General features: G+C 57.6%; 11 protein-coding genes. 7 read left to right on the forward strand and 4 right to left on the reverse strand.

Features of this window, described 5'->3' with window-relative positions; genetic code table 11:
- Nucleotides 1-184 precede the first annotated feature (184 nt).
- On the reverse strand, nucleotides 185-310 hold the full coding sequence (locus tag DK510_RS23515; RefSeq protein ID WP_255414875.1) for a hypothetical protein: 126 nt from the start codon (nucleotides 308-310) through the stop codon (nucleotides 185-187).
- Between DK510_RS23515 and dnaE the strand changes: the two genes are divergently transcribed.
- The 3 genes from dnaE to DK510_RS12940 all read left to right on the forward strand — a co-directional run bounded on the left by dnaE (nucleotide 309) and on the right by DK510_RS12940 (nucleotide 4,487).
- Nucleotides 309-3,809 carry a DNA polymerase III subunit alpha gene (gene dnaE / locus DK510_RS12930; protein ID WP_109312441.1) on the forward strand — a complete coding sequence of 1,167 codons (3,501 nt, stop codon included), beginning with the start codon at nucleotides 309-311 and terminating at the stop codon, nucleotides 3,807-3,809. The genes DK510_RS23515 and dnaE overlap by 2 nt on opposite strands.
- Before the next feature lie 85 nt (nucleotides 3,810-3,894).
- On the forward strand, nucleotides 3,895-4,113 hold the full coding sequence (locus DK510_RS12935) for a YMGG-like glycine zipper-containing protein (protein ID WP_109312442.1): 219 nt from the start codon (nucleotides 3,895-3,897) through the stop codon (nucleotides 4,111-4,113).
- 5 nt (nucleotides 4,114-4,118) lie between these two features.
- A complete protein-coding gene (locus DK510_RS12940) occupies nucleotides 4,119-4,487 on the forward strand; it encodes a hypothetical protein (protein WP_234999071.1) in 369 nt (122 codons plus the stop codon).
- Between the two features lie 21 nt (nucleotides 4,488-4,508).
- Here DK510_RS12940 and DK510_RS12945 read toward each other — a convergent pair whose 3' ends face one another.
- A complete protein-coding gene (locus DK510_RS12945; RefSeq protein ID WP_160116519.1) occupies nucleotides 4,509-5,048 on the reverse strand; it encodes a hypothetical protein in 540 nt (179 codons plus the stop codon).
- A gap of 157 nt (nucleotides 5,049-5,205) precedes the next feature.
- Nucleotides 5,206-5,400, reverse strand: coding sequence for a SlyX family protein (locus DK510_RS12950; RefSeq protein WP_108859244.1), 195 nt, complete (start codon nucleotides 5,398-5,400; stop codon nucleotides 5,206-5,208).
- Between the two features lie 131 nt (nucleotides 5,401-5,531).
- Between DK510_RS12950 and hisS the strand changes: the two genes are divergently transcribed.
- The 3 genes from hisS to hisG are packed head-to-tail and all read left to right on the forward strand — an operon-like array spanning nucleotide 5,532 to nucleotide 8,797.
- Nucleotides 5,532-7,019 (forward strand): histidine--tRNA ligase, encoded by a 1,488-nt coding sequence (gene hisS / locus DK510_RS12955; protein WP_109312444.1) that lies wholly within the window; start codon nucleotides 5,532-5,534, stop codon nucleotides 7,017-7,019.
- Between the two features lie 3 nt (nucleotides 7,020-7,022).
- The gene (locus DK510_RS12960) at nucleotides 7,023-8,111 is read left to right on the forward strand and encodes an ATP phosphoribosyltransferase regulatory subunit (RefSeq protein ID WP_109312445.1); all 1,089 of its coding nucleotides are present in this window, start codon (nucleotides 7,023-7,025) and stop codon (nucleotides 8,109-8,111) included.
- Nucleotides 8,108-8,797, forward strand: a complete 690-nt coding sequence (gene hisG / locus DK510_RS12965; protein ID WP_058275488.1) for an ATP phosphoribosyltransferase — start codon at nucleotides 8,108-8,110, stop codon at nucleotides 8,795-8,797. The genes DK510_RS12960 and hisG overlap by 4 nt, the downstream gene beginning before the upstream one ends.
- Here the strand turns inward: hisG and DK510_RS12970 are convergent, their stop codons facing one another.
- Nucleotides 8,798-9,229 carry a DUF1489 family protein gene (locus DK510_RS12970; protein WP_109312446.1) on the reverse strand — a complete coding sequence of 144 codons (432 nt, stop codon included), beginning with the start codon at nucleotides 9,227-9,229 and terminating at the stop codon, nucleotides 8,798-8,800. It abuts the gene before it with no gap.
- A 128-nt stretch (nucleotides 9,230-9,357) separates the two neighbouring features.
- On the opposite strand from DK510_RS12970, the gene DK510_RS12975 reads away from it, so the two are divergent.
- Complete coding sequence (locus DK510_RS12975; protein ID WP_109312447.1) at nucleotides 9,358-11,640, forward strand: adenosylcobalamin-dependent ribonucleoside-diphosphate reductase; 2,283 nt, start codon at nucleotides 9,358-9,360, stop codon at nucleotides 11,638-11,640.
- The last annotated feature ends 399 nt before the right edge of the window (nucleotides 11,641-12,039 follow it).

A 12,039-nucleotide genomic window follows, 5' to 3' on the forward strand; every position in this document is an offset into this window, starting at 1 on the left:
CGTGCCCCCCTTCGATGCGACGTAGAAAGAGTAGCGGGCGGATAGCTTGCCATCTGATGTTAGAAACAGCGCAGGTTGTCTGGCAAGAAAAACTACCTATGTGATACACCATTGAGCACTGACTCTGCGTGATTGTTATCTTCGTTTAAAGATCACCTGATTGAAACTAAAGCGTTTTTTGTCTTTAGCTGCTGTCGGGCTCCGAAGCACCTTCTGGAAAAGCCGAATAATCAAAGCCCATCTTTTTGGCAATCCAAAGCCAAGGTTCCTGCTTTTGCCGGGCGCGCGGCTGGGATAGCGTGGCAGTCATGAGCAGTACTCCTCGATTCATTCACCTCCGTGTTCACACCGAATATTCCCTGCTGGAAGGCGCCGTGCGGCTGAAAAAGCTGCCCGGTCTGTGTGGCAAGATGGATATGCCCGCCGTCGCTGTGACGGATACTAACAGCATGTTCTCGGCTTTGGAGTTTTCGGTCACCGCCAGCGGGGCCGGAGTGCAGCCGATCATGGGTTGTCAGGTTGACCTGACCTATATGCAGGCGCAACCGGGCGAAAAGCCCAAAACACCCGCACCGGTGGTTTTGCTTGCCCAGTCCGAGGTCGGGTATGAGAACCTCATGAAGCTCAGCTCGTGCCTTTATGTGGACAAGGGCGGGCAGTTGCCGCAGGTGACTTTGGAAGAGCTTGCGGACCGATCTGACGGGTTGGTCTGCTTGTCCGGTGGACCGGATGGACCGGTTGGGATGTTGTTGCAGCAGGGTCAACGCCCCGCAGCTGAGACCTTGGTAGACCGGTTGTCAGTGATGTTCCCCGATCGCCTCTATATCGAACTCCAACGCCATCCGGGTGAGGGTGGTCAACCCGAGGCCGAACGTCTGACCGAGCGTGGCCATGTGGAAATGGCCTATGCCAAAAACCTTCCTCTGGTCGCCACCAATGACGTCTATTTCCCGACCACAGATATGTACGAAGCGCACGATGCGCTGATTTGTATCTCGGAGGGGGCCTATGTCGATCAGCAGGAAGGCCGCCGCCGTCTGACCGCGCAGCACTATTTCAAGTCGCAGCAGGAGATGGCGACGTTGTTCGCCGACTTGCCTGAGGCAATTGAGAACACCGTTGAGATTGCCAAGCGCTGCGCGTTCATGGCCTATCGCCGCGATCCTATCCTGCCGAAATTCGCTGATGACGAGGTTGCCGAACTGCGCCGTATTGCAAATGATGGTTTGCAGAAACGTCTGGCTGTTATCCCGCACGCAGTGACGCCCGAAGAATATCAAGAGCGTTTGGATTTCGAGCTCGACATCATCGAAGGCATGGGGTTCCCCGGCTACTTCCTGATTGTTGCCGATTTTATTCAGTGGTCCAAGGATCACGATATCCCGGTCGGGCCGGGTCGGGGCTCGGGCGCGGGATCTTTGGTGGCCTATGCGCTAACGATTACTGACCTTGATCCGCTGCGCTATTCGCTGCTTTTCGAACGGTTCCTGAACCCGGAACGGGTTTCGATGCCCGATTTCGATATCGACTTCTGCATGGATCGCCGAGAAGAGGTGATCCGCTACGTGCAGCAGAAATACGGCCGAGACAAGGTGGGGCAGATCATCACCTTTGGTGCGTTGCTGTCGAAAGCTGCCGTGCGCGACATTGGGCGCGTTCTGCAGATGCCATACGGGCAGGTCGACCGCCTGTCCAAAATGATCCCGGTGGAAGGCGTCAAACCTGTCTCCATCGAGAAGGCGCTGAAAGACGAACCTCGTCTGCGCGAAGAGGCGCGCAACGAAGAGGTTGTGGACCGCCTGCTGACTTACGGGCAGCAGGTAGAGGGGTTGCTGCGAAACGCGTCGACCCACGCGGCGGGAGTGGTTATCGGAGACCGTCCGCTGGATGCGCTGGTGCCGCTGTATCAGGACCCGCGATCCGACATGCCGGCCACTCAGTTCAACATGAAATGGGTGGAACAGGCCGGGCTGGTTAAGTTCGACTTTCTTGGTCTGAAGACGCTGACGGTGATCCAGAACGCGATGGATCTGATCTTCAAATCTGATCGCCCGTTGCATGTCGCTGCTGATGGTACGGAGCTTTACGAACCCGCTGAAGGGGCGGAGAATCAAATCAACGCCATCCCGCTGGATGATGAGGCAACGTACAAACTTTATTCGGCGGCCAAAACGGTGGCGGTGTTCCAGGTGGAATCCTCGGGCATGATGGACGCGCTCAAGCGGATGAAGCCTGACTGTATCGAAGATATCATTGCCCTCGTCGCGCTCTACCGACCTGGCCCCATGGAGAACATCCCCAAGTTCTGTGAGGTCAAGAATAAGCTGAGCGAACGGGACACGCTGCACCCGTCCATCGACCATATCCTGGACGAGACGCAAGGCATCATCGTCTATCAGGAACAGGTGATGCAGATCGCCCAGGAAATGGCGGGCTACAGCCTTGGCGGTGCGGATTTGCTGCGCCGCGCGATGGGTAAGAAAATCCAGGAGGCGATGGACGCAGAGCGGCCCAAGTTCCTCAAGGGTGCTGCTGAGAACGATGTGGATGAGGCCAAGGCGACCGAGGTTTGGAACCTGCTGGATAAATTCGCCAACTACGGGTTCAACAAATCCCACGCGGCCGCCTATGCGGTTGTCAGCTATCAGACAGGCTGGCTGAAGGCGAACCACCCGGTCGAGTTCATGGCGGGTGTCATGAACTGCGATATCCACCTGACCGACAAGCTGGCCGTATACTTCGAAGAGGTCCGTAAGGGGCTGGAACTGCCTTATGTACCGCCTTGCGTGAACCGGTCGCTGTCGACATTCGACGTGGTGGACGGGCATCTGGTCTATGCGCTGGGCGCGCTAAAGAATGTGGGTGTCGAAGCGATGAACCTTGTGGTCGCTGGTCGCGAAGGCAAGCCGTTCGTGAACCTGTTCGACTTTGCCCGCAAGGTTGATCTGAAGAGGGTCGGCAAGCGCCCGCTTGAGATGATGGCGCGGGCAGGGGCCTTCGATCAGCTCGACAAGAACCGCCGTCGCGTTTTCGAAAGCCTCGATCCGCTGGTGCAGTATTCGGCCGCCATCCATGACCAGAAGAACTCGAACCAGGTGTCGCTTTTTGGCGAGGCGGGCGATGACCTGCCCGAACCGCGCCTGTCGCCTTCGCCAGACTGGCTGCCGGCGGAACGTCTGAGCGAAGAATTCAAAGCCATCGGTTTTTACCTGTCGGGCCATCCGTTGGACGACTATATGCCCGCGCTGAAGCGAAAGCAGGTTCTCACGCTGGATGAGGTGACCGAAAAAGCACGCTCTGGCCCCTTTATCGCCAAAATGGCTGGTGTTGTTGCCGGACGGCAAGAGCGTAAATCCGCGCGTGGAAACCGGTTCGCCTTTGCGCAATTGTCGGATCCGACGGGCGCTTACGAGGTCACTCTGTTTTCGGAAACGCTCGAAAAGTCACGCGAGTATCTGGAAACCGGAGCGCAGGTGGTGCTGACCGCCGAAGCGACGATGGAAGCTGACCAGCTCAAGCTGTTGGGGCGCTCAGTCGGCCCGGCGGATTCTGTGGTGGCAGAAGCCGGGGCAACGGGGCTGCGTATCTTTGTTGACGCAGCGCAAGCGGTGCCAACCGTGGCAAAAGTCCTTGAGGATGCCGCAACTGCCGCCAAAGGCGCGGCGCGCGGACCGATCCAATTGTTGTTACTGGACCCAAGCCTGCCAGGTGATGTCGAAATGGACCTGGGTGTTGAGTTTCCGATTAACCCGCAGATCAAAGGCGCGATAAAATCGCTGGAAGGTATTCTGTCCGTCGAAGAGATCTGACCTCTCTTTGTTGCCAGACAGTTAGCACCCCGCTAGGCTGACCCAACAGAGATGTCTTTGGGTCATGCCGCAGGAGGGTGTTGATATGACAATTGCAGGTCTCAATTTCAGAAGAGTTTTGTTCGCGGCGGCGGCATCGCTGGCCTTGGTTGCAGCCTCGGTCGCGTCGGCGGACGACAAGAAGAAAAAGAAGACCCTTGAGGGCGCGCTGATCGGCGCAGGTGTTGGAGCGATTGTCGGTGACGGAAAAGGCGCAGCGATTGGTGGCGTGGCCGGAGCTATTATTGGACATAACTGGAAGTGATTGTGATGCGTTTTTTCAAACTCAAAATGTCCGCTTTCGCCGCAATCCTGGCGGCTCCGTGTGTGGCTGCGGCCGATGAGGCGGCTGAGCAGATGGTACAGGATGCATTGCCCGTCATGCACTATACTTGCGCCTCGATTGCAGAAGAAGCGGATGGTGATGAAGAATTTGTTGTGACTGTTGTCGCAAAGATGACTGCCCTGTCTCTCCACAATCGCCAGATCAATATCGAAGATCATGCGGCCACAGATGAGGAAAAGGCCCAGTTGCGTGAAGCCTTCATAGCCGCGCTGTCAGAAGGATGCGCCACAGATAAGGATGCGCTTTTGGGCGGAGTGGTCGACAACGCGGTGAAATCGACGCTGGGGTTGTGACCTGCGGTGATTTTGGGCGCGCTAGAGCGTGCCCACCGCACAACGAACCAGAGCCCAACCTTTTTCCATCCCGGCGGCCTTGAGGCCAGCGACAAGGCGGTCGGACAGGAACAGTAGTGAAGGGACTTTGGGGTCCAGCCATATGTCTGGGCCACTTACCGCTTCAGGAGTAACGACCAACTGGTCTTCTTTCCCGCTTACCGGAAGATACGCTATCCCGCCTCCTCGGCAGTTTAGAGGCGCTTGAATATCGCCTTCCGGGCCAAGCGCTTCATAATTGCCCATGGTTCGTTTGTTGCCCACATTCAGCAAACAATACGGCTCTGGTGTTGACAGCCGGGCCTCGTCTGAATCCATCACTGTCAGCGGGTGAAAGACCGTTTCTCCTAGATCGAACTGTTCAAGAACAGCCTTTGCCGACTCGGATACTAGTGGATAACCACCGCCACTGATGAACGGAGGCGGGACATATTCGGGATGTGCATTGAAATACCAAACATCGCCAACCTGTTCTTTGGTCAGGATTTCCCCACGCTTCCAGCCACCAGATTCATCAATCATTCTGCTGGACCATTCCTGTTCTTCCGGAGATCGCCCCCTCAACCAAGTATCGCCAAACTCCTTTCGGAGAACCGCTTGAATTGCGTTGATGTTGTTTACTGTTGTGGAAATCCAGACGCAGAGGTCACCGTTCACATCTTTCGCCATCAGTCAAACCTCAATAGTGCGGCGGGCGTTCGTCGCCCAAAACGATCCCGCCCGAGCCTTCCTGCGACCGTTCGCCTTCGCGGCGCATCAGCATTTCGACACGGCGTGTCAAACGATCAATCTCGTCCTGTTGGCGGGTGACGACCGAGTTGAGGTCTTCGACCGTACGGGCAAGATGGGCGATCTGCTCTTCCAGATGCTGCATGGGGGACTCCTGTGTCTTAGGCCGGTCATAGCGACCCGGACAGCGCATGGCCAGCGAAAGCGCGCCTTGCCCCGATGCAGGCCATGGGATAGACCGCGCGCGGAACAAGGCAACTCCCAAGGACGTCCCACATGGCCAAGCCCAAGAAACAGCCCCGCCCCAAGGCCGTAACGCCAAAAGGGTTCCGCGACTATTTCGGCCAGGAAGTCACGCAGCGCACCGAGATGCTGCGGGCTATTGCGGATGTCTATCATCGTTACGGGTTTGACGCCCTGGAAAGCAGCGCGGTTGAAACCGTCGAGGCGCTGGGCAAATTCCTTCCGGATGTAGATCGCCCGAACGAGGGTGTGTTCGCGTGGCAGGAAGTCGACGAAAATGACAAGGGCGACTGGATGGCCCTGCGCTATGACCTAACCGCGCCTTTGGCCCGGGTTTACGCGCAGCACCGCAACGATTTGCCGACGCCTTATCGTCGTTATGCGATGGGACCAGTCTGGCGGAATGAAAAGCCGGGGCCGGGGCGCTATCGCCAGTTTTATCAATGCGATGCGGATACGGTGGGAACGGCCTCGATGGCCGCTGACGCCGAGATTTGCGCGATGCTGTCGGACACGCTTGAGACCGTCGGCATTCCGCGCGGCGATTATCTTGTGCGGGTCAACAACCGCAAAGTTCTGAACGGCGTGCTTGAGGCGATGGGGCTTGGTGAAGACGTCGCTGCCCGCGACAACGTTCTGCGCACCATCGACAAGTTCGACAAAGTCGGCGAGCAGGGCGTGCGAGAGCTGCTGACCAAAGGCCGTCTGGACGCCTCTGGCGCGTTTATCGACGGTGTTGGTCTTAGCGAGGATCAGGCTGAGCCGGTGATCGCGTTTCTGACCTCCAAGGCCGCGGAAACCGCCGGAACATTGGCCAACTTGCGCGCCGCCGTAGGCGACAGCAAGATCGGCGCGGACGGGATCGCCGAGTTGGAACAGATCGGCACCTTGTTGGATGCGGGCGGATACGGCGCGGACCGGATCGAGATTGACCCTTCGGTCGTGCGCGGTCTGGGTTACTATACCGGGCCGGTTTATGAGGCCGAGCTGACCTTTGAGATTTTCGATGAGAAAGGCCGCAAGCGGCAATTCGGATCGGTTTCGGGTGGTGGTCGCTATGACGATCTGGTCAAACGCTTCACCGGGCAGGAAGTTCCGGCAACCGGCGTCTCCATCGGGGTCGACCGTCTGCTGGCAGCCTTGCGCGAAAAAGGCAGGATCGCCGCACAGGCCACAGGGCCTGTAGTCGTGACCGTTATGGATCGCGACCGGATGGCCGATTATCAGGCTATGGTGGCAGAACTGCGCAACGCAGGTATCCGAGCAGAGGTTTATCTGGGTAATCCCAAGAACTTCGGTAATCAGCTGAAATATGCGGATAAACGGAACTCTCCGATTGCAGTGATAGAGGGCGGTGACGAAAAGGCCAATGGGATCGTGCAGATCAAGGACCTGATCCTGGGCGCGAAGATTGCCGAAAGCGCTACGCTCGAGGAATGGAAAGAACGCCCCAGCCAGTTCGAAGTGTCACGTGGTGATCTGGTCGCCAAAGTGCGCGAAATTCTGGACAGTCAGGACTGACCGATGCCCAATCGTTCCCAGATACAGGCCCGCGCCGCGATGATGCGTGTCCGGTTTGAAGCCGCCGGGGCGCAGGTTGTGGATACGCCCTTGCTGCAACCGGCTGAAACGTTGCTGGACCTTTATGGCGAAGACATCCGCGCGCGTGCTTATGTGACTTCGGATGCGTTGCGAGGTGAGCAGATGCTGCGCCCGGATTTCACCCTGCCGGTCGTGCAGATGCACATGACCGAAGGGGCTGAACCCGCACGTTATACCTATTCTGGTGAAGTTTTTCGTCGGCAAGAGCATGACCCGGATCGGTCCAACGAATATATTCAGGTCGGTTATGAAGTTTTTGACCGCAATGATCCCGCCGGGGCCGATGCCGAGGTGTTTTCCCTGTTTGCCCTGCAATTGCGGGGGCTGCCCCTGCGCGCGGCAACCGGTGACATCGGCATCCTGACGGCGGCTGTTCAGGGGCTGCGCACCACGGATCGGCGCAAGGCCGCGCTGATGCGCCACCTGTGGCGTCCACGTCGGTTCCGCGTCCTGCTCGATCGGTTCGCCGGGCGAAAGCCCGCGCCGGAACACCGCACAATGCTTTTGGAGGCCGCAGACCCGATGGGGTTTGACGTTCCTATGATCGGCAAACGCCGCGCTGCCGAGATCGAGGCGCGCATCGACGCATTGCGCGAAGATCGCGACACGCCACCGATTTCTGACAACGAGCTTGCAGGCCTGGAATCTCTGCTGACCGTTCGGGAAACCATGCCCTTTGCTTTGGAGCAGTTGCGGGATGTGGCCGTTGACCTGCCTCAGATCACCCCGGCGCTGGACAGGCTTGAGGCAAGAATTGCCGCCCTGCAGGCGCGTGGTGTTGACGTGAGTCGGTTGGATTTCGAGGCTGCCTATGGGCGTACGTCGATGGAGTATTACGACGGGTTTGTCTTTGGGTTTTATGCCGAAGGTCGCCCCGATTTGCCTCCGATTGCCACCGGCGGGCGTTATGATGCGCTGACGCGACAACTGGGCAACGGGGCAGAAATTCCAGCTGTTGGCGGCGTGTTGCGTCCCGACCTGATGCTGGAAATCGAGGAGGCCGCGCAATGAGCTTGAAACTGGGCGTGCCCTCGAAGGGCCGATTGATGGATAAGACCTTTTCGTGGTTCGAAAAGCGCGGCATCACATTGTCGCGCAGCGGATCAGACCGCGAATATGCCGGTAAGGTTGAAGGGATCGACGGAGTCTCGCTGATCTTGCTGTCTGCCGGGGAAATCCCCCGCGAACTGGCAGCTGGCCGCATTCATATGGGTGTCACCGGAACAGATCTGGTACACGAAAAATTGCCACGGTGGGAACAGCAGATTGAAGAAGTCTCCGAGTTGGGCTTCGGCAAAGCGGATCTGATCATTGCGACCCCTGCCTGTTGGGTCGATGTCGAAACCCTGGACGATCTCGATGCTGCCGCGGCAGCGTTTCGCAAAACCCACGGGCACCGGTTGCGGATTGCGACCAAATACCACCGATTGGTGCGCGAGTTTCTGACGGACGCGGGGGTTGCAGATTACACTCTGGTCGACAGCCAGGGCGCAACCGAAGGCACTGTGATGAACGAAACCGCCGAGGCGATTGCCGATATCACCTCGACAGGTGAGACATTGCGCGCAAACCACCTAAAAATCCTGTCGGACGGCTTGATCCTGCAATCACAGGCCACGCTGTGGCGTAGTCGGGTTGCCAGCTATGGTGTGGGTGAAAAAGAGGTTCTTTCCGAATTGCTTGACCGGCTGAGCTGATTACAGCACGCCGATGTCCGCCAACGCGCGATTCAGATCGTCAGGCAGGGAATCATCCTCGGCCCGTCCTTTGGGAAGATCGGCAGGCGTATCTTCGGGTTTGAGGTATCGCCACCCTTGGAACGGGCGTTTCAAGGCATTCTGTGTGCGGTGCACCTCAGGGTCCAGCACGATGGCGCAGCGGCGTATACCGTCCTCGCCGCGCACTTCGTCCAGCCGCAGGATCTTCTGGCGGCACTGTACGACACCTTTGATCACCCAATAGATTGATCCGCCGTTCAGAATCTCGGCCTCGCGTTTGGGCCACATCCGGGTGACGTGGCGCGGCAGGCCGTCTTCATAATGCGGCTTGCGGCTGTCCTGCCATGCCATCAGCGTGTCGACGCTTTCCGATCCGACCGATAGTTTTATGAGGTTTACGAATTTATCCACAGCTTTCCCACAGAGTCGTCCCAAGACCGTCTATACATTGTAGCTCAAGAAAGCCTGTCATCAAGGTGTTGTGGTTAAGGTGTGATCTGGGATAATCTGGATACCTCTTTCAGAACAGGGAATCACCAATGAGCCGCTTTGCCGCCCCCATCGCCGAGCAGATCTGGGACATGAAATATCGTTTCAAACAGGCCGATGGCACTCCCATTGACCAAACGGTTGAGGACAGCTGGCGGCGTATCGCTCGCGATCTTGCGCAGGTCGAAAAAGACCCGGCGCATTGGGAGCAGAAGTTCTTCGAAGCGCTGGAAGATTTCAAATACCTGCCTGCTGGCCGTATCACCGCTGGCGCAGGCACTGCGCGACGTGTGACGCTGTTTAACTGCTTTGTCATGGGCACGGTGCCGGACAGCATGGGCGGTATCTTCGATATGCTGAAAGAGGCCGCGCTGACCATGCAGCAGGGTGGGGGGATCGGCTATGATTTCTCGACCATTCGCCCGCGCGGAGCGGATGTGCATGGGGTCGCGGCGGATGCATCCGGGCCTCTGAGCTTTATGGATGTATGGGACGCGATGTGCCGCACCATCATGTCCGCAGGTTCGCGCCGGGGTGCGATGATGGCGACCATGCGCTGTGACCACCCGGATATCGAACAGTTCATCACGGCCAAGTCCGACCCTGCACGCCTGCGCATGTTCAACATGTCTGTGCTGGTAACCGATCCCTTTATGGAAGCTGTCAAAGCCGATGGCCCGTGGGAGCTGGTGTTCGACGACAAGGTCTATCACACAGTTCAAGCGCGTGATCTGTGGAACAAGATCATGCAGGCCACCTATGACTATGCCGAACCGGGTGTGATTTTCATCGACCGGATCAACAAGGCCAACAACCTCAGCTATGCCGAAACCATCGCGGCGACAAACCCGTGTGGCGAGCAGCCCTTGCCGCCTTATGGCGCGTGCCTGCTGGGTTCGATCAACCTTGCCCGTCTTGTGGCAGAGCCGTTCGAAGATGCGGCCCATCTGAATGAGGCTGCCCTGCAAGAGCTGGTCGCGACAGCCGTCCGCATGATGGACAACGTTGTCGACGCGTCGAAGTTCCCGCTGCCGGAACAGGCCGCCGAGGCGCAGGCCAAGCGCCGTATCGGGCTGGGCGTGACCGGACTGGCGGATGCTCTGCTGATGCTGGGTCTGCGCTATGGATCGGACGAGGGCGCGCGTCAGACCGAGCTCTGGTTGAAAGCGATTGCGCGCGCCGCGTATCTGGCGTCGGTCGACTTGGCGAAGGAAAAAGGGGCGTTCCCCCTATTCGACGCCGAGAAATACTTGGAAAGCGGCACGATGCAGCAGATGGATGATGACGTGCGCGATGCAATTCGCGAACACGGTATTCGCAACGCTTTGCTGACTTCGATTGCTCCGACCGGTACGATTTCTCTCTATGCAGGGAATGTGTCGTCAGGGATCGAGCCGGTCTTTGCCTATGCCTATACGCGGAAGGTCCTGCAAAAGGATGGCTCGCGCACTGAAGAAGAGGTCGTGGACTACGCGGTGCAGATGTGGCGCGACAAATTCGGCGACAAAGAGCTGCCAGACTATTTCGTCAACGCACAGACGCTGTCCCCGTCCGATCACGTCAAGATGCAGGCCGCGGCGCAGAAATGGATCGACAGCTCGATCTCGAAGACGATCAACTGCCCCGAGGACATCAGCTTTGACGCTTTCAAAGATGTCTACATTCAGGCCTGGGATCAGGGGTGCAAAGGGTGCACGACCTATCGTCCGAACGATGTGACGGGATCCGTCCTGACCGTGTCGGAAAGCGAAGACAAAGCGCCGGGTGAAAGTGCAAGCGCACCGCATGAAATTGACGGTGGCGACGTGATCTACATGTCGGAGCCGCTGGATCGCCCACAATCTCTGGAAGGCTCGACCTATAAGTTGAAGTGGCCCGACAGCGAACATGCGATCTACTTGACGATCAATGACATTGTCATTGGTGGCCGTCGCCGTCCGTTCGAAGTGTTCATCAACTCGAAGAACATGGAGCATTACGCCTGGACGCTGGCGCTGACCCGCATGATCTCGGCCGTATTCCGCCGGGGTGGGGATGTGTCTTTTGTGGTGGAAGAACTAAAAGCGGTATTCGACCCGCGCGGTGGTGCTTGGGTTCAGGGCAAGTATATCCCGTCGATCTTGGCCGCAATTGGTGGCGTGATCGAACAGCACATGATCAATATCGGCTTTCTTGAGGGCGAGGGCATGGCGCTCAAATCCGACCCCCAGGCTCAGGTCGTCAACATGGACGCGCCACGCGGCAAAGCCTGCCCATCCTGCGGCCAGTACGACATGGTGATGATCGAGGGCTGCATGACCTGCCGCAGCTGCGGTCATTCAAAATGTGGCTGATGTCGTGAAATTCAGCGTCGTGTGTGATGCACCAAGCAATTGAGACCCAAATCGGCGCATTTTTCGCCCAAATACAAGGTCTTTGTCGCCCAAGTATCAAAATCCCCTTGTTTTCATAGTGGTGGGAAAGCGTCTGATTTTCTAATCGGACGCTTTCTCTGTCAGCATCAATAAATCAAAGGTATTGACGTGCACCCGGTAATAGGGCTGTCTTATTCTATGACGACATCGCAGCATATCTTTCTCATACGGTTTTTCTGATCTGCCCCTGTTAGGTTCTGGACCCATTAATTTGGTTGTCGCCCTCTCGGTTGCGTGATTCAAGCGCCTGAGTTTCAGGGGTATATCATGAGCAACCTATTCTGGCTGACGGACGAACAGATGGCACGTCTTCAGCCT

This window comes from Ruegeria sp. AU67 (assembly GCF_900312795.1).
GTDB lineage: Bacteria > Pseudomonadota > Alphaproteobacteria > Rhodobacterales > Rhodobacteraceae > Ruegeria > Ruegeria atlantica.